Below are 17,118 nucleotides of genomic sequence, written 5' to 3' on the forward strand. Positions count from 1 at the left end.
CCCTTACTGCGCCTGCACCCGCAGCTCAGCTGCGGAACGACTACGGTGACCCAACAGTGCTTTAACATCGCTGGACTTCGGTTTAACCAGCGCAAACTTCGCTGAGAAGGCCGGCCAGTTGGCCAGAATCTCTTCACCGCGCTGCGAACCGGTAAGCTGCACGTGCTCGGTAATTAAACCGCGCAGGTGCTCTTCATGGATGGCCAGAGAGTCAACGTCCAGCACTTCTACCAGCTCAGGGTTCACGCGTTTGCGGAAGTCGCCGTCTTCATCCAGAACGTAACCAAAGCCGCCGGTCATGCCTGCGCCAAAGTTGACGCCGGTTTTGCCCAGCACGCAGACGATACCGCCGGTCATGTATTCACAGCCATTGTCGCCAATGCCTTCGACGACGGTGATCGCACCGGAGTTACGTACCGCGAAACGCTCGCCTGCACGACCCGCAGCATACAGACGACCACCGGTCGCACCGTACAGACAGGTGTTGCCGATGATGCTGGCCTCATGGCTACGGAAGGCCGAGCCTACCGGAGGACGAATGGCGAGCAGGCCGCCGGCCATCCCTTTACCCACATAGTCGTTCGCGTCGCCGGTCAGATGCAGCTCAACGCCGCCGGCATTCCACACGCCGAAGCTCTGACCCGCGGTACCGCTAAAGTGGGCGATAATCGGATCGGCTGCCAGGCCCTGGTCACCGTGGGTCTGGGCGATATAGCCGGACAGCGATGCGCCAACGGAGCGGTCGGTGTTGCGGATATCGAACCAGAAAGTTTTGCTCTGCTTGCTGTCAACGTACGGTTTTGCCTGCTGCAGCAGCTGAGCATTGAGTACGCCATTGTCGAACGGCGGATTGTTCTCTGTGCAGTACAGCGCTTTGCCGGGATGCGGCTCCGCGGTTTCCAGCAGCTTGCTCAGATCCAGCTTCTGCTGTTTGGCGGTAAAACCGTCCAGCTCTTTCAGCAGGTCGGTACGGCCAATCAGATCCACCAGACGCTTCACGCCCAGCTGCGCCATCAGCTCGCGCGTTTCGCGGGCGATGAATTCAAAGTAGTTGGTGACCTTAAACGGCAGACCGTGATAGTGGTTCTTACGCAGTTTGTCATCCTGAGTCGCTACGCCGGTTGCGCAGTTGTTCAGGTGGCAAATACGCAGATATTTACAGCCCAGCGCGACCATCGGGCCGGTACCGAAGCCGAAGCTCTCAGCCCCGAGGATGGCCGCTTTGATGATATCAAGGCCGGTTTTCAGACCGCCGTCCACCTGCAGACGAATTTTGTGGCGCAGCCCGTTGGCAACCAGCGCCTGCTGGGTTTCCACCAGTCCCAGTTCCCACGGACAACCCGCATACTTCACGGAAGAGAGCGGGCTGGCGCCGGTGCCGCCGTCGTAGCCGGCAATGGTGATCAAATCCGCATAGGCTTTGGCTACGCCGGTGGCGATAGTCCCGACGCCCGGTTCAGAAACCAGCTTCACGGAGATCATCGCTTTCGGGTTAACCTGCTTCAGGTCGAAAATCAGCTGAGCCAGATCCTCGATAGAGTAAATATCGTGGTGCGGCGGCGGGGAGATCAGCGTTACGCCGGGTACGGAATAGCGCAGCTTGGCGATATAGGGGGTGACTTTATCACCCGGCAGCTGGCCGCCTTCGCCGGGCTTCGCGCCCTGAGCGACTTTAATCTGAATAACGTCGGCGTTAACCAGGTAAGCCGGGGTCACGCCGAAGCGGCCGGAGGCGACCTGCTTGATGCGCGAGACTTTATTGGTGCCGTAGCGTGCCGGATCTTCGCCGCCTTCGCCGGAGTTGGAGTTACCGCCGATGCTGTTCATTGCTTCCGCCAGCGCTTCGTGCGCTTCCGGGCTCAGCGCGCCGATAGACATCGCCGCGGTATCGAAGCGTTTGAACAGTTCGCTGGCCGGCTCAACGTCGTCCAGGTTCACCGTGGTTCCGTCCGGCGTTACGCACAGCAGATCGCGCAGCGTTGCCGCCGGGCGCTCGTTAACCAGCTTCGCGTACTGCTGGTAATCGCTGTATTCGCCGCTTTGTACCGCTTGTTGCAGCGTGCGCACCACGTCAGGGTTATAGGCGTGATATTCGCCGCCGTGGACGTATTTCAGCAGGCCGCCCTGATCCAACGGTTTACGCGCCAGCCAGGCACGTTTCGACAGGTTCAGCAGATCCTGCTGGAAATCCTCGAAGCCCGCGCCGCCGATACGGCTGACGACGCCCTGGAAGCACAGGTCGGACACTTCGCGATGCAGACCGACCGCCTCAAATAGCTTCGAGCAGCGATAGGAGGCAATGGTCGAAATCCCCATCTTCGACATGATCTTATACAGACCTTTGTTGATGCCGTTACGATAGTTCAGCATCACCGCGCGGTACGCTTTGTCGATGGCTTTGTTATCCACCAGCTTCGCCAGGGTTTCATAGGCGAGATACGGGTAGATAGCCGTCGCGCCGAAGCCGAGCAGCACGGCAAAGTGGTGCGGATCGCGGGCGCTGGCGGTTTCGACAATAATGTTGGCATCGCAGCGCAGGCTTTTATCGACCAGTCGGGTCTGGATCGCGCCTACCGCCATCGGAGCCGGTACCGGCAGACGGTTTTTGGCGATGTTGCGGTCAGAGAGCACCAGCAGAACGGTACCGCTGCGCACCATTTGTTCGGCTTTATCGCACAGCGCCTTCACGGTTTCAGCCAGCGTGGTTTCGGTGGCATCAAAAGTGATATCCAGGACGTCGGCGCGATAGTGCTCCTCTTCCATGGTGGTCAGCTGTTTAAAATCGGAGTACAGCAGAATCGGCGACTTGAAACTCAGGCGGTGCGCCTGGCCTTCCGCTTCGCAGAAGACGTTCATTTCACGGCCGATGCTGGTGGCCAGCGACATGACGTGCGCTTCGCGCAGCGGGTCGATCGGCGGGTTGGTCACCTGCGCGAACTGCTGGCGGAAGTAATCGTAAATGATACGCGGCTGGCTGGAGAGCACGGCAAATGGGGTATCGTCGCCCATTGAGCCGACCGCTTCCTGGCCGTTTTCACCCAGTACGCGCAGGACGGAGTCCAGCTCTTCGGCGCTGTAGTTGAACTGTTTCTGGTAGCTGGCGAGGGTATCATCATCCAGCTGGCGGCTACCGACTTCTTCATCCGGCAGCTCTTCGAACGGCACCAGACGACGGACGTTTTTCGCCATCCACTCTTTATACGGGTGACGGCTTTTCAGATCGTTGTCGGTTTCCGCGGAGTGCAGAATACGCCCCTCGCGGGTATCGATAACCATCAGCTCGCCCGGGCCGACGCGGCCTTTTTCAACCACTTCATCCGGCTGGTAATCCCAGATACCGACTTCGGAGGCGCAGGTGATGAGCTTGTCTTTCGTGATCACATAGCGCGCCGGACGCAGGCCGTTACGGTCGAGGTTACAGGCGGCGAAACGACCATCGGACATCACGATGCCCGCCGGGCCGTCCCACGGTTCCATATGCATGGAGTTAAAGTCAAAGAACGAACGCAGCTCAGGATCCATGTCCGGGTTGTTCTGCCAGGCTGGCGGAACCAGCAGGCGCATAGCGCGGATAATGTCCATCCCGCCCGCCAGCAGCAGCTCCAGCATGTTATCCATCGAACTGGAGTCAGAGCCGGTTTCATTGACGAACGGCGCGGCGTCGTGGAGATCCGGGATCAGCGGCGTCTGGAACTTATAGGTACGGGCGCGGGCCCACTGGCGGTTACCGGTGATGGTGTTGATCTCGCCGTTGTGCGCCAGATAGCGGAACGGCTGCGCCAGCGGCCAGCGCGGCACGGTGTTGGTGGAAAAGCGCTGGTGGAACAGGCAGATTGCCGACTCCAGGCGCAGGTCCGCGAGGTCCAGGTAGAAGCGCGGCAGATCCGCCGGCATACACAGACCTTTATAAATGTTGACCAGGTTCGACAGGCTGCAAACGTAGAAATCTTTATCTTCCTGCAGACGCTTTTCGATACGGCGACGCGCGATGAATAAACGGCGTTCCATATCGCGCGGACGCCAGCCAGCCGGGGCGTTCACAAAGATTTGTTCAATACGAGGCAGCGAGGAGAGGGCGATTTCACCGAGAACGCCTTCATTGGTCGGCACATCGCGCCAGCCGACGATAGATAGCGTTTCGCGTTGAAGTTCTTCTTCGACGATGCGGCGCGCCGCTTTGGCCAGTTCAGGATCCTTATTAAGGAACAGCATCCCAACGGCATAATTTTTGGCTAAACGCCAGCCGCGCTCTTCCGCAACAATTCGGAAGAAACGATCGGGTTTTTGTAGCAGCAAGCCACAACCGTCGCCGGTTTTTCCATCGGCAAGAATCGCGCCGCGGTGCTGCATTCGGGCCAGTGCGTGTATAGCGGTTCGCACTACCTTGTGGCTAGGTTCGCCTTCTATGTGGGCGATCAGGCCGAAACCACAGTTATCCCTCTCAAGGGATTTATCGTACAACATATCAGTGAACCTCCCCAGGCTCTACGGGACACCCTCCGATACCGATTGCGCACGGGCACAGAAAGAGCATGGCGACGGGGTTTACACCTCGCATTCGCCCTCTTTAAATCCTTTTCGCATCGGTACACAAGTTTGAGGACTTGCTGTTAAGAGGGAATCTCAATTACTGCATAAATATGATGAGCAGAGCACTCATCCAGAAAGCTTCCAGCGGATTCCCAACTTATCGGGAATCCACACATACGTCAAATGGCAATCTTATTTATACAAAAATGTGCTATACAACACCTAATTTAATGATTTTTAAGAAAATAATGGCATTTTAAATGCCAGGGAAACGTACCGGTCGTCATAATTGAGTGTGATCTGTCTCACTATATCGACGGCGAGACATTATCCTTCTGTGCTGAATTGTTTTTTCATTGCAGTTTTTTAAACTGGTTTTTGTTTGATTTGCGGTGACTAATACTGTTTTATGCCCTGGTAAAGATAATGGCAAATCAGCGGCTATATATAAGGAAAACTCATTACCATAAGGATGAATTAAATTGCAGTTATCTTGAGTGTTTATGCAATGAGATAGGCAGCCGCGTTGACGATTGATCCAGGTCATCGCCGTCGGTAGCTAAAAATGGCAGGCTTGGCCCCTTTCTTAAGGCCGGTCTATCAGATTATGCAGTTACAAAAATTAGTCAATATGTTTGGTGGGGATCTTATGCGCCGCTATGGTGAAAAGGTTCATAAACTGACGCTGCATGGTGGATTTAGCTGCCCAAATCGCGATGGCACTATTGGTCGCGGCGGCTGTACGTTCTGTAATGTGGCCTCTTTTGCCGATGAAGAGCAGCAGCACCGCTCGATTGCGGAACAGCTGGCCCATCAGGCGCAGCGGGTGAATCGTGCAAAGCGCTATCTGGCCTATTTCCAGGCTTATACCAGCACTTTTGCCGAGGTGCAGGTGCTGCGCGCTATGTATCAGCAGGCGGTCAGCCAGGCGAATATTGTCGGGCTATGCGTAGGGACTCGCCCGGACTGCGTCCCCGGCGCGGTACTGGATCTGCTGACTGAATATCGGGAGCAGGGGTATGAAGTCTGGCTCGAGCTGGGTTTACAGACCGCGCATGATAAAACGCTGCACCGAATCAATCGCGGCCACGATTTTGCCTGCTATCAGCGAACCACCCGTCTGGCACGCGAGCGCGGCCTCAAAGTGTGTAGCCACCTTATCGTGGGCCTGCCGGGCGAAGGGCAGCGCGAATGTCTGGAGACCTTAGCACAGGTGGTAGAGACCGGCGTAGACGGCATTAAGCTGCATCCACTTCATATTGTGAAGGGCAGTATCATGGCCAGGGCGTGGCAGGCCGGCAGGTTAAACGGTATTGCGCTGGAAGCGTATACGGTCACTGCAGGAGAGATGATTCGCCATACTCCGCCAGACGTGATTTATCACCGTATCTCCGCCAGCGCCCGACGCCCGACGTTGCTGGCGCCGCTGTGGTGTGAGAACCGTTGGACCGGGATGGTTGAGCTGGATAAATATCTCAATGAATACGGCGTGCAGGGGTCAGCCATCGGGCGTTGCTGGATCTCTACGGCTGCTGCCGAATAACGTCTTTTCCGGCTGACGGCTCTCCACCGTCAGGCGCGTAACTACAATCCTTCCCGCATTTTTGGCACAACTTACAGCGTCTTGCTCAGAATTGAGTATTATTGTGCGAAGTTGTCGCGAAGGAATCCCTTATGAAGCAAATCCGTATGCTGGCGCAGTATTATGTTGACCTGATGATGAAGCTGGGTCTGGTGCGCTTTTCAATGCTGCTGGCCTTTGCGCTGGTGGTGCTGGCGATCGTTGTGCAGATGGCCGTGACGATGGTGCTGCACGGCCAGGTGGAAAGTATTGATGTGATCCGCTCCATCTTCTTTGGCTTGCTGATTACCCCGTGGGCGGTCTATTTCCTGTCGGTGGTGGTTGAGCAGCTGGAAGAGTCCCGGCAGCGCCTCTCGAGGCTGGTGGAGAAACTGGAGGAGATGCGCGAACGCGATCTCAAGCTGAATGTGCAGCTTAAGGACAACATCGCCCAGCTTAATCAGGAAATCGGCGAACGTGAAAAGGCGGAAGCGGAACGTGAAACGACGCTTGAGCAGCTGAAAATTGAGATGAAAGAGCGTGAAGAGGCGCAAATTCAGCTGGAACAGCAATCCTCCTTCTTGCGCTCCTTCCTGGATGCCTCTCCGGACCTGGTTTTCTATCGTAATGAAGATAAAGAGTTTTCTGGCTGTAACCGAGCCATGGAACTGTTGACCGGTAAAAGTGAAAAGCAGCTTATTCATCTTAAGCCGCAGGATGTTTACAGCGAAGAGGTGGCGGAGAAGGTGCTGGAGACGGATGAGAAAGTCTTCCGCCATAACGTATCGCTCACCTACGAGCAGTGGCTGGATTATCCGGACGGGCGCAAGGCCTGCTTTGAAATCCGCAAAGTGCCTTATTATGACCGCGTCGGTAAGCGCCGCGGTCTGATGGGGTTTGGCCGCGATATTACGGAGCGTAAGCGCTATCAGGACGCGCTGGAGCGGGCCAGCCGTGATAAGACCACCTTTATCTCAACGATCAGCCACGAGCTGCGTACGCCGCTTAACGGCATCGTAGGCCTTAGCCGAATCCTTCTGGATACCGATCTTACCGATGAACAGGAAAGATACCTGAAAACCATCCACGTCTCAGCGGTAACGCTGGGTAATATCTTCAATGATATTATTGAGATGGATAAGATGGAGCGGCGTAAAATTCAGCTGGATAACCAGCCGGTGGACTTTACCGGCTTCCTGGCCGACCTGGAAAATCTCTCCGGCCTGCAGGCGCAGCAGAAAGGCCTGCATTTTGTGCTGGACCCCACGCTTCCGCTGCCGCATAAAGTGATCACCGACGGAACGCGTTTGCGCCAAATCTTGTGGAATCTTATTAGTAATGCCGTGAAATTTACTCCGCAAGGCGGGAATGTGAACGTCCGCGTGCGCTACGACGAAGGAGATATCCTGCACTTTGAAGTAGAAGATTCAGGGATTGGCATCCCTGAAGCGGAACAGGATAAAATTTTCGCTATGTATTACCAGGTGAAAGATAGCCAGGGCGGCAAGCCAGCGACGGGTACCGGCATCGGCCTCGCCGTATCGAGGCGCCTGGCGCGGAATATGGGCGGTGATATTTGCGTTACCAGCCTCCCGGGTAAAGGCGCGACTTTTACGCTTACCGTACACGCTCCGGCCGTGGCTGAAGAGGTCGAGGACACGCTGGCGGAAGATGAAATGCCATTACCTGCGCTGAACGTGCTGCTGGTGGAAGATATTGAGCTCAACGTTATCGTGGCGCGCTCGGTACTGGAGAAGCTGGGCAACAGCGTGGATGTGGCGATGACCGGCAAGGCTGCGCTGGAGATGTTTGTACCCGGCGAGTACGATCTGGTTCTGCTTGATATTCAGCTGCCGGATATGACTGGACTCGATATTTCTCGTCAGCTGAAACAACGCTTTGCCGCCGATGAGCTCCCGCCGCTGGTGGCGCTTACCGCTAACGTGCTGAAGAACAAGAAAGAGTATCTGGATGCGGGAATGGATGATGTTCTTAGTAAGCCATTATCGGTTCCGGCATTAACCGCGATTATCAAAAAATTCTGGGATGCGCCGGAAGAAGAGGAGAATGCAATGCCATCTGTAGATAGCAGTAAATCGGCTTCTGTACTGGATATTCCGATGCTTGAGCAGTATATCGAACTGGTAGGGCCGAAGCTGATTAATGACGGTCTGGCCGTTTTTGAAAGAATGATGCCGGGCTACCTGGCGGTCCTGGAATCCAATTTAACCGCTCGCGACCAGAAAGGCATTGTCGATGAGGGTCATAAGATTAAAGGGGCAGCGGGCTCAATCGGTTTGCGCCATATCCAGCAATTAGGGCAGCAGATTCAAACGCCGGATTTACCTGCGTGGTCGGATAACGTGGGTGAATGGGTTGAAGAGATGAAATCAGAGTGGCAAAACGATGTCGCGGTGCTGAAAGCGTGGGTCGCGGCGGCAGATAAAAAATGACCCCGGATAAACCGGGGTGCGCGAATACTGCGCCAACACCAGGGAACTGGTCGTTACGCCAGAATCATTTGAGTGATTTTTTTACACGGCGCAACCTGAGGATTTGGCTTACTCGCTCATTAAGATAGCAAACCTTAAATAGTTTGTTACATGAAACAGTAAAATATGTGAAGCATAGCGAGTAATTCAAAATTTTTGACTGCTTTCATAAACTTGTACTAAGGGGCTGATGTGATGAAGAAAATTGGTGTGGTGCTGAGCGGCTGCGGCGTTTATGACGGAAGTGAAATTCATGAAGCCGTCATTACCCTGCTGGCAATAGCCCGCAGCGGCGCTCAGGCCATCTGCTATGCGCCAGATAAAGTGCAAACCGATGTTATCAATCACCTGACCGGCGAAGCGCAGGCGGAAAGCCGTAATGTGCTCGTGGAAGCGGGGCGTATCGCACGCGGAGAGATTCAGCCTTTGGCTAATGCCCGAGCGGATGCGCTGGATGCGCTGATCGTCCCCGGCGGTTTTGGTGCAGCAAAGAACCTCAGCAGCTTTGCTTCACAGGGGAGCGAATGTGAAGTCGATCGCGATCTCAAGGCGCTGGCGCTGGCGATGCATCAGGCGGGTAAACCGTTGGGCTTTATCTGTATCGCTCCGGCACTGTTGCCGAAAATATTTGCTATACCGCTACGCGTGACCATTGGTACCGATCTTGATACTGCCGACGCGGTTGAGGAGATGGGGGCTGAACACGTGCCTTGCCCGGTCGACGATATTGTGGTGGATGAAGACAACAAAGTGGTGACGACCCCCGCGTATATGCTGGCGCAGAACATCGCCGAAGCGGCGAGCGGCATTGAAAAACTGGTCTCTCGCGTATTGGTTCTGACGGCATGACATTTCGCTTTTCGCCGTTGCGGTTGATTAAGCGCTTTGTGCTGAGGCTATTGTTGGCTTGTGCGGTGCTATGGGGCGGCGGGATTGCCCTGTTTAGCTTCGTACCTGTTCCTTTTTCGGCGGTGATGCTGGAGCGGCAGGTCGGCGCCTGGCTTTCAGGGGATTTTCATTACCTCGCCCATTCCGACTGGGTGGACATGGATGAAATTTCGCCGTGGATGGGGCTGGCGGTTATTGCCGCAGAAGATCAGAAATTCCCGGAACACTGGGGATTTGACGTCACGGCCATTGAGAAGGCGCTGGCGCATAATGAACGCAATGAGAACCGCATTCGCGGCGCCTCAACCCTGTCGCAACAGACGGCAAAAAACCTGTTTCTGTGGGACGGCCGCAGCTGGCTGAGAAAAGGGCTGGAGGCGGGACTGACCGTCGGCATTGAGACAGTATGGAGTAAAAAGCGGATCCTCACGGTCTATCTCAATATCGCTGAATTTGGTGAGGGGACGTTTGGCGTTGAAGCTGCGTCGCAGCGCTATTTTCACAAACCGGCCAGTAAACTGACGGCTTCCGAAGCCGCGCTGCTCGCTGCGGTGCTGCCTAACCCAATACGCTTTCGCGCCGATGCGCCATCGGGTTATGTTCGCAGCCGTCAGGCGTGGATCCTGCGCCAGATGAGGCAGTTAGGTGGGGAAGGGTTTATGCAGGCGAATAAGCTGCATTGATGATTTCACAACCGGTAACCCGGAAGGCACGCTGCCGCCGGGGGAATGAAAGCTAATCCTCATCAAACCCGGCGTTGAACAGCGCGATAACCGCTGCCAGCGCCTCCACTTCCTGTGGGCCGTTGGCTTCAATCTCGATCTGACGCCCTTTAGCTGAATCGAGCATCAGCAGCGCAATCACGCTATTTGCTTCCGCTTCGGTACCTTCATCATTACGCAGCAGCACCTCGGCATCATAGTTCTGCATTAATTCAAACAGCTTCATCGCCGGGCGAGCGTGCATGCCCAGCTTATTGGTGATTTCAACGGTTTGCTTAACGGTCATGATTTGCGTTTTTCCAGCGTCCGATGACGAGACTGCACGTTCTTACCGCGCGAGCGGAAGTAGTCAGCCAGCTGTTCGGCGATGTAAACCGAACGGTGTTTACCACCGGTACAACCAATGGCCACCGTCAAATAGCTGCGGTTATTGGTCTCCAGCATAGGTAACCATAGCTCAAGATAGCTGCGGGTCTGGTAGATAAAATTGTGAACTTCCGTGTGCCGGTCGAGGAAGGCGGCGACGGGCTTATCGAGGCCGGTCATGGGACGAAGCTTCGGATCCCAGTGCGGGTTCGGCAGAAAGCGCACGTCAAAAACGTAGTCGGCATCGATAGGTATACCGTGCTTAAAGCCAAAGGATTCAAACACCATCGTCAGTTCGCGCTCGCGTTTGCCTAATAAACGCGTGCGCAGCATTTCTGCCAGCTCATGCACCGACATTTCTGAGGTATCGACGATCAGGTCGGCGCGGGAACGCAGAGGCTCCAGCAGGTCGCTCTCTTCATCGATGGCGCTTTCCAGCGACAGGTTTTTACTGGACAGAGGATGTAAACGACGCGTGTCGCTGTAGCGGCGAATCAGGGTGTTACGATCGGCATCCAGGAACAGCAGCTGAGGTGAAAATTCTGCGGGCAGATTTTTCATCGCCTGCTCGAAGATTTCCGGCGACTCGGGCATGTTACGCACGTCAATGCTGACGGCTGCCGAGATGTTTCTGTCGGCGAGCGAGCGCGCCAGCTCGGGCAACAGCACAACCGGCAGGTTATCGACGCAGTAAAAACCCATATCTTCCAGCGCTCGCAGGGCGACGGATTTCCCCGACCCTGAACGGCCGCTGACGATCATCAGTACCATGTACCGTTTCTCCTCAGTACGAAAAAGAGTAAGGTGCGACTTCCGTTACGCCTCATTATTACTTCCCGCTTCAGTAATGATTTCATACAGCTCTTCATCACTTTGCGCAGCGCGCAGGCGGCGGCAAATAGTTTTATCTGCCAGACGTTTCGCCACCAGCGAGAGCGTATGCAGATGCGTTTTAGTTTGATCGGCCGGGACAAGAAGGGCAAACAGCAGATCGACGGGTTGATTGTCGATAGCATCGAAGGCAATTGGGGTTTCCAACTGAACAAAAACGCCCACGGCCCGCAGCGTATCCTCTTCGAGTTTACCGTGTGGGATCGCAATACCGTTGCCAATCCCGGTACTGCCCATTTTCTCACGGGTGAGGATCGCCTCGAAGACGATCTGGGGCGGTAAGCCTAGCTGCTTTGCCGCCAGCTCGCTGATGATTTCCAGCGCGCGTTTTTTGCTCTGGCAGTGAACCTGGCTACGGGTACATTCCTGGTTAAGGACATTGCTCAGTTGTAGAGCCGAATCGTTATTTATCATAATTTCACCTGAGCTCTCCTGGCCAACCGCCTGCGGGCGGTTGGCGTAGGCTATTGCCCGGACAATTAGTGTTGTTTCAGTTTATCTTTATGTTTTGTTAGCTGTCTTGCCAGCTTATCGATAAGACCATCGATCGCAGCATACATATCCTGCCCTTCCGCACTGGCATGGATTTCACCACCGTTGACATGCAGATTGGCGTCCGCTATTTGCGTCACCTTCTCCACTTTTAACACAATGTAGACCTGGTTGATCCTGTCGAAAAACTGCTCCAGTTTGCTGAACTTCGCGGTAACGAAATCGCGCATCGCGGGGGTTATTTCAACGTTGTGTCCTGTAATGTTGAGCTGCATAGTGTCTTCCTTATCGGTTGGGTCAAACCAGCTGCTTACGCTGATTTGACGGCGGAATGGATAAAGACTCTCGGTACTTAGCAACGGTTCGCCGCGCCACCATAATACCCTGATCGGATAGCAGGGTGGTGAGCTTACTGTCACTCAATGGTTTCGCGGGGTTTTCCGCGGCGATTAATTTCTTCACCAGCGCACGAATGGCCGTCGACGATGCTTCGCCGCCGCCTTCGGTGTTTACATGGCTGGAGAAGAAATACTTCAGCTCAAAAATACCGCGCGGACTGTGCAGGTATTTTTGCGTAGTAACGCGTGAAATGGTGGATTCATGCATTTCGACGGCCTGAGCGATGTCCGCCAGCACCATCGGTTTCATAAACTCTTCACCTTGTTCAAAAAAAGCCTGCTGCTGTTCGACAATGCAGCGGCTGACGCGCAGAAGGGTGTCGTTGCGGCTCTCGAGGCTCTTGATAAGCCAGCGCGCTTCCTGCAGGTTGCTGCGGATAAACTGGCCGTCAGCGTCATTGCGCGTACTGTTACCCATGGCGGCATAGTGCTGGTTGATCTTCAGGCGCGGAAGGCTATCTGAATTGAGCTCAACGACCCAACGATCGTTCACTTTACGCACCAGAACGTCAGGAATGACATATTCTGGCTCGCCAGTCTGGATCGACTGGCCCGGGCGCGGATCCAGCGATTGGATCAGATTTACCGCTTCCTTTAGCACGTCTTCTTTGAGGCGGGTCACGCGCATCAGGCTACGGAAGTCGTGATTGGCAAGCAGATCAAGGTGTTCGCTGATGATCAGGCGAGCTTCATCAATCCACGGCGTCTCTTTGGCAAACTGTGAAAGCTGAACCAGCAGGCAATCGCGTAAATCTTTTGCCGCCACGCCGACGGGATCGAAACGCTGAATGCGCTTGAGAACCGCTTCTACTTCTTCAAGCCCGATTTCATCATCGCCAATACTTTCCACGATGTCTTCGACAGGAACGGTCAGGTAGCCAGTATCATCAACGGCATCGACGATAGAGGTCGCGATCGCGCGATCGGTATCGGTGAAGGGCGTCAGTTCAACCTGCCACATCAGATAATCCTGCAGGCTTTGCGTGGTCTCGCCCTGGTAGACGGGCAGTTCATCATCCTGGTAATCAACGCCGTTGCCTGACGGCGTTCCGGCGGTGTAAATCTCATCCCAGCTGGCATCAAGCGGCAGCTCTTCGGGCATGTCTTTCTGCTCAAGGGCATCGACGGTATCCAGAGACTCACGATCTTCGGCCTCTTTGGTTTCTACCTCATCGTGAAGATCGGTTTGCTCCAGCAACGGGTTGCTGTCCAGCGCCTGCTGGAGTTCTTGCTGGAGTTCTAACGTGGACAGCTGCAGTAGACGAATCGCCTGCTGCAGTTGTGGCGTCATGGCAAGCTGTTGGCTTAGCCTTAATTGCAAACCTTGCTTCATATTCAGGGCCAATATCTCCGGCTAAAACGTCTGTAACCTCTACCCTATCAGAGTCTGAAGTCTTCCCCAAGATACACGCGCTTAACCTGCTCGTCTTCAAGGATTTGCTGTGGCGTACCGTGAGCTATCAGGTGGCCCTGGCTGACGATATAAGCACGCTCACACACGGCCAGCGTTTCCCGGACGTTATGGTCGGTTATCAGGACGCCAAGACCGCTGTCGCGCAGGTGTTCAATAATGCGTTTGATATCAATGACGGAGATGGGGTCCACGCCGGCGAAGGGTTCATCCAGCAGGATAAATTTCGGGTTAGCGGCCAGCGCGCGGGCGATCTCGACGCGGCGGCGTTCACCACCGGAGAGCGCCTGGCCGAGGCTATCGCGCAGATGCTCAATGTGAAACTCCTCCATCAGCTCTTTCGCCCGGTCTTCACGCTGCTCGTTGCTCAGGTCGTCGCGAATCTGCAGTACCGCCATCAGGTTATCGTAAACGCTCAGGCGGCGGAATATGGAGGCCTCCTGCGGCAAATAGCCGATTCCGCGACGCGCGCGCGCGTGCAGGGGCAGCAGGCTGATATCTTCATCATCGATGATAATGTTGCCGGCGTCGCGCGGTACGATACCAACGACCATATAGAACGTGGTGGTTTTACCGGCACCGTTCGGACCGAGCAGACCAACAATCTCGCCCGAATTCACGGTCAGGCTGACGTCTTCTACAACGCGGCGGCCTTTATAGGCTTTAGCAAGATTCTTTGCAGTTAATGTTGCCATAACGAATTACTTACCCTTCTTTGACTGATCGCTACCCTTGTCCTGCAGCTGCGAAGGAACCAGAACCGTGGTCACGCGCCCGCCTTTATTGCTGAAGGCCTGCATTTTTTGCTCTTTCACCAGGTAAGTGATTTTGTCGCCCTGGATATTGCTATCGATCTGTTCCAGATGCGCATTGCCGGTCAGGACGACAAAGTCGTTTTGCAGTTCATAATGCATTTTCGACGCGCGGCCTTTTACCGGCTTACCGTTGTCCTGCATCTGGTAGAAGGTGGCCGGGTTACCGTAGCCATCAATAACCTCTTTGCCTTTCTCTCCACCCGGACGGGTCACAACAACTTTGTCGGCGTTGATTTTGATCGTTCCCTGAGTGACGACAACATTCCCCGTAAAGGTGACGACGTTGCCCTGCATATCCAGCGACTGCTGATCGGATTCAATGTGAATCGGCTGATCGGTATCACCTGTCTTTGCCTGTGCCGACAGGCTGGCGGCCAGTAAGGCGCTGGCGAGCGCAATCTTAAGGCTGAGTTTGTTTGTTCTGAATTTCATATGAGGTTCTAACCTTTTCAATCAGCTCGGCATTTTTACTGCGCAGGTTCCCGCGCATTTTCAGGCCGCTGGAATTAAATGTTGTTCCGTACAACGTCACCATGTCATCGGAGGTAACATCCTGCGTCACCAGGTTTATCTGGGCGTTATCCGTCGTAATTTTGCGCAGTTGAGAATCCGCCGTCAGCGCATTTACCTCAACGTGCCCGTAAAGATACAGCATGCGGTCATTCGTCAACTTAGCTTTATCCGCTTTGATAGACCAGGTTGGTACTTTATTGGTATCAAAGGTGGTCATCACCGGTTTTGTGAACCACGAGAGCTGCTGTTCGGAAAAATACTCCACGTGTTCCGCGATGAGCCGGTAGTTAAGCGCCCCTTCGGGACTATACACGACGGTATCAGTATGCTCGCTGGTATACGTTGGATCGTCAGGATTGATCGCTTGCTGGGTGGTATCGTCCGTACTCGCCAGGTTCAGGCCGATCAGGATCAGCGCGACCAGCGACAGTAAAATGATAACCCAACGTCTGGTTTTACTCATATAGATTGCCCTTTGGCCTCATCCAGCTTGCCCTGCGCCAATAGTAGCAAATCGCACACTTCGCGTACCGCTCCGCGACCCCCGTTGATACGAGTAACGTAATCCGCGCGCGGGAGCAGCAACGGATGCGCATCGGCTACCGCTATGCTTAAACCTACTTCAGCCATCACCGGCCAGTCGATCAGATCGTCGCCAATATAGGCGACTTCATCCGCGCTAACGGCCAGTTTATTGAGTAGTTCACGAAACGCCAGCAGCTTATCCGACTGCCCCTGGTAGAGATGCGTAATGCCCAGCGTTTGGCAGCGATCTTCCACCAGTTTAGCGTTTCGCCCGGTAATTATCGCCACTTCAATATCTGAAGTCAGGGCGCAGCGGATACCGTAGCCGTCGCGCACGTTAAACGCCTTCAGCTCTTCGCCGTTGTTACCCATATAGATAAGACCGTCGGACAAAACGCCGTCTACATCAAGTATCAATAAACGGATCTTCGCCGCCCGGTCAAGAAAGTCCTGGCTTACCGGCCCGTAGCAGGTCGCTATCAGGGCATCAGCATTATTCATTATTTTTTCCTTACTTACACTACGCCCGCGCGCAGGAGATCGTGCATATGTATCACACCTACCAGACGGTCGCCATCAGCAACCAGCACGCAGGTGATATGACGGGACTGCATCAGGTTCAGCGCATCAACGGCCAGCGTGCCGGGACGGATGCGGATTCCGCCTCGCGTCATCACTTCGGCAATACTGGCGTTACGCATATCAATGCCGGTATCAAATACGCGGCGCAGATCGCCATCGGTGAAGATGCCGATGATATTCATTTCATCATCGCAAATGGCGGTCATGCCTAAATTTTTGCGCGTGATTTCCAGCAACGCATCGCGGAGCGTGGCCTCCAGGCCAACGTGCGGAATTTCATCGCCGGTGTGCATGATATCATTGACCCGCAGCAGTAGCTTACGGCCCAGAGCGCCGCCAGGGTGCGATAGCGCAAAATCTTCAGCGGTAAAACCGCGGGCTTCCAGCAGCGCTACGGCAAGGGCATCGCCCATGACCAGCGCGGCGGTGGTGCTTGACGTGGGGGCCAGCCCTAACGGGCAGGCCTCTTTGGGCACCTTCACGCACAGGTGAATATCCGCCGCGCGCGCCATACTGCTTTCCGGTCGGCTGGTGATACAAATCAGCGCCACCTGCTGGCGCTTAAGCACCGGAATCAGGGCGAGGATTTCATTTGACTCGCCCGAGTTGGATAGCGCGATCACCACGTCGCATGGAGTTACCATGCCTAAATCGCCGTGCGCGGCCTCACCGGGATGAACGAAGAAAGATGACGTTCCGGTACTGGCGAAAGTGGCTGCCATTTTTCGCCCGATATGGCCGGATTTCCCCATTCCCATCACCACAACTTTACCGGTACAGCGGAAAATGGTCTCACAGGCACGGGTAAAATCTTCATTAATGTATTGATCGAGCTGGGCCAGACCTTCACGTTCAATGTCCAGAACCTCGCGGCCTGCCCGTTGAAAGTCAAAATCCGCTGGCAAATCTATTTGCGACATAATGTTATCCCG

General features: G+C 54.9%; 15 protein-coding genes. 4 read left to right on the top strand and 11 right to left on the bottom strand.

What is annotated here, in order from left to right; genetic code table 11:
• Positions 1–3: 3 nt before the first annotated feature.
• The gene (gene gltB / locus ABLV30_RS19480; protein WP_025108152.1) at positions 4–4,464 is read right to left on the bottom strand and encodes a glutamate synthase large subunit; all 4,461 of its coding nucleotides are present in this window, start codon (positions 4,462–4,464) and stop codon (positions 4–6) included.
• A gap of 673 nt (positions 4,465–5,137) precedes the next feature.
• Here gltB and ABLV30_RS19485 point away from each other — a divergent pair.
• From ABLV30_RS19485 to mtgA, 4 genes are all read left to right on the top strand, one after another.
• A complete protein-coding gene (locus ABLV30_RS19485) occupies positions 5,138–6,073 on the top strand; it encodes a TIGR01212 family radical SAM protein (protein WP_116280645.1) in 936 nt (311 codons plus the stop codon).
• Positions 6,074–6,204: 131 nt separating this feature from the next.
• Positions 6,205–8,544 carry an aerobic respiration two-component sensor histidine kinase ArcB gene (arcB, locus tag ABLV30_RS19490; protein WP_025108151.1) on the top strand — a complete coding sequence of 780 codons (2,340 nt, stop codon included), beginning with the start codon at positions 6,205–6,207 and terminating at the stop codon, positions 8,542–8,544.
• Between the two features lie 234 nt (positions 8,545–8,778).
• Positions 8,779–9,432: an isoprenoid biosynthesis glyoxalase ElbB gene (gene elbB, locus ABLV30_RS19495; protein WP_348865644.1), complete on the top strand. Its 654-nt coding sequence runs from the start codon at positions 8,779–8,781 to the stop codon at positions 9,430–9,432.
• Complete coding sequence (gene mtgA, locus ABLV30_RS19500; protein WP_014226984.1) at positions 9,429–10,154, top strand: monofunctional biosynthetic peptidoglycan transglycosylase; 726 nt, start codon at positions 9,429–9,431, stop codon at positions 10,152–10,154. The genes elbB and mtgA overlap by 4 nt, the downstream gene beginning before the upstream one ends.
• Before the next feature lie 52 nt (positions 10,155–10,206).
• On the opposite strand, the gene npr is transcribed toward mtgA, so the two are convergent.
• The 10 genes from npr to kdsD form a co-directional block, all read right to left on the bottom strand.
• Entirely contained in the window at positions 10,207–10,479 is a 273-nt protein-coding gene (gene npr / locus ABLV30_RS19505; protein ID WP_004106170.1) for a PTS phosphocarrier protein NPr, read from the bottom strand.
• Complete coding sequence (rapZ, locus tag ABLV30_RS19510; RefSeq protein ID WP_004106169.1) at positions 10,476–11,330, bottom strand: RNase adapter RapZ; 855 nt, start codon at positions 11,328–11,330, stop codon at positions 10,476–10,478. Before rapZ ends, npr begins: the two co-directional genes overlap by 4 nt.
• 45 nt (positions 11,331–11,375) lie before the next feature.
• The gene (ptsN, locus tag ABLV30_RS19515) at positions 11,376–11,864 is read right to left on the bottom strand and encodes a PTS IIA-like nitrogen regulatory protein PtsN (RefSeq protein ID WP_004854593.1); all 489 of its coding nucleotides are present in this window, start codon (positions 11,862–11,864) and stop codon (positions 11,376–11,378) included.
• A gap of 65 nt (positions 11,865–11,929) precedes the next feature.
• On the bottom strand, positions 11,930–12,217 hold the full coding sequence (gene hpf / locus ABLV30_RS19520) for a ribosome hibernation promoting factor (RefSeq protein WP_004106167.1): 288 nt from the start codon (positions 12,215–12,217) through the stop codon (positions 11,930–11,932).
• A 22-nt stretch (positions 12,218–12,239) separates the two neighbouring features.
• A complete protein-coding gene (gene rpoN, locus ABLV30_RS19525) occupies positions 12,240–13,673 on the bottom strand; it encodes an RNA polymerase factor sigma-54 (RefSeq protein WP_025108150.1) in 1,434 nt (477 codons plus the stop codon).
• Positions 13,674–13,720: 47 nt separating this feature from the next.
• Positions 13,721–14,446: an LPS export ABC transporter ATP-binding protein gene (gene lptB / locus ABLV30_RS19530; protein WP_004125705.1), complete on the bottom strand. Its 726-nt coding sequence runs from the start codon at positions 14,444–14,446 to the stop codon at positions 13,721–13,723.
• Between the two features lie 6 nt (positions 14,447–14,452).
• A complete protein-coding gene (gene lptA / locus ABLV30_RS19535; protein WP_004125703.1) occupies positions 14,453–14,998 on the bottom strand; it encodes a lipopolysaccharide ABC transporter substrate-binding protein LptA in 546 nt (181 codons plus the stop codon).
• Positions 14,967–15,542, bottom strand: a complete 576-nt coding sequence (gene lptC / locus ABLV30_RS19540; RefSeq protein WP_004854587.1) for an LPS export ABC transporter periplasmic protein LptC — start codon at positions 15,540–15,542, stop codon at positions 14,967–14,969. Before lptC ends, lptA begins: the two co-directional genes overlap by 32 nt.
• A complete protein-coding gene (kdsC, locus tag ABLV30_RS19545) occupies positions 15,539–16,105 on the bottom strand; it encodes a 3-deoxy-manno-octulosonate-8-phosphatase KdsC (RefSeq protein ID WP_004854584.1) in 567 nt (188 codons plus the stop codon). Before kdsC ends, lptC begins: the two co-directional genes overlap by 4 nt.
• Before the next feature lie 14 nt (positions 16,106–16,119).
• Entirely contained in the window at positions 16,120–17,106 is a 987-nt protein-coding gene (gene kdsD, locus ABLV30_RS19550) for an arabinose-5-phosphate isomerase KdsD (RefSeq protein ID WP_004854583.1), read from the bottom strand.
• Positions 17,107–17,118 lie beyond the last annotated feature (12 nt).

The sequence above is a fragment of the Klebsiella sp. CN_Kp113 genome (assembly GCF_040064585.1).
GTDB lineage: Bacteria > Pseudomonadota > Gammaproteobacteria > Enterobacterales > Enterobacteriaceae > Klebsiella > Klebsiella michiganensis.

Excerpts from the sequence above, each read along its gene's own strand:
- gltB (WP_025108152.1), bottom strand. The coding sequence starts at position 4,464 with ATGTTGTACGATAAATCCCTTGAGAGGGATAACTGTGGTTTCGGCCTG.
- ABLV30_RS19485 (WP_116280645.1), top strand. The coding sequence starts at position 5,138 with ATGCAGTTACAAAAATTAGTCAATATGTTTGGTGGGGATCTTATGCGC.
- arcB (WP_025108151.1), top strand. The coding sequence starts at position 6,205 with ATGAAGCAAATCCGTATGCTGGCGCAGTATTATGTTGACCTGATGATG.
- elbB (WP_348865644.1), top strand. The coding sequence starts at position 8,779 with ATGAAGAAAATTGGTGTGGTGCTGAGCGGCTGCGGCGTTTATGACGGA.
- mtgA (WP_014226984.1), top strand. The coding sequence starts at position 9,429 with ATGACATTTCGCTTTTCGCCGTTGCGGTTGATTAAGCGCTTTGTGCTG.
- npr (WP_004106170.1), bottom strand. The coding sequence starts at position 10,479 with ATGACCGTTAAGCAAACCGTTGAAATCACCAATAAGCTGGGCATGCAC.
- rapZ (WP_004106169.1), bottom strand. The coding sequence starts at position 11,330 with ATGGTACTGATGATCGTCAGCGGCCGTTCAGGGTCGGGGAAATCCGTC.
- ptsN (WP_004854593.1), bottom strand. The coding sequence starts at position 11,864 with ATGATAAATAACGATTCGGCTCTACAACTGAGCAATGTCCTTAACCAG.
- hpf (WP_004106167.1), bottom strand. The coding sequence starts at position 12,217 with ATGCAGCTCAACATTACAGGACACAACGTTGAAATAACCCCCGCGATG.
- rpoN (WP_025108150.1), bottom strand. The coding sequence starts at position 13,673 with ATGAAGCAAGGTTTGCAATTAAGGCTAAGCCAACAGCTTGCCATGACG.
- lptB (WP_004125705.1), bottom strand. The coding sequence starts at position 14,446 with ATGGCAACATTAACTGCAAAGAATCTTGCTAAAGCCTATAAAGGCCGC.
- lptA (WP_004125703.1), bottom strand. The coding sequence starts at position 14,998 with ATGAAATTCAGAACAAACAAACTCAGCCTTAAGATTGCGCTCGCCAGC.
- lptC (WP_004854587.1), bottom strand. The coding sequence starts at position 15,542 with ATGAGTAAAACCAGACGTTGGGTTATCATTTTACTGTCGCTGGTCGCG.
- kdsC (WP_004854584.1), bottom strand. The coding sequence starts at position 16,105 with ATGAATAATGCTGATGCCCTGATAGCGACCTGCTACGGGCCGGTAAGC.
- kdsD (WP_004854583.1), bottom strand. The coding sequence starts at position 17,106 with ATGTCGCAAATAGATTTGCCAGCGGATTTTGACTTTCAACGGGCAGGC.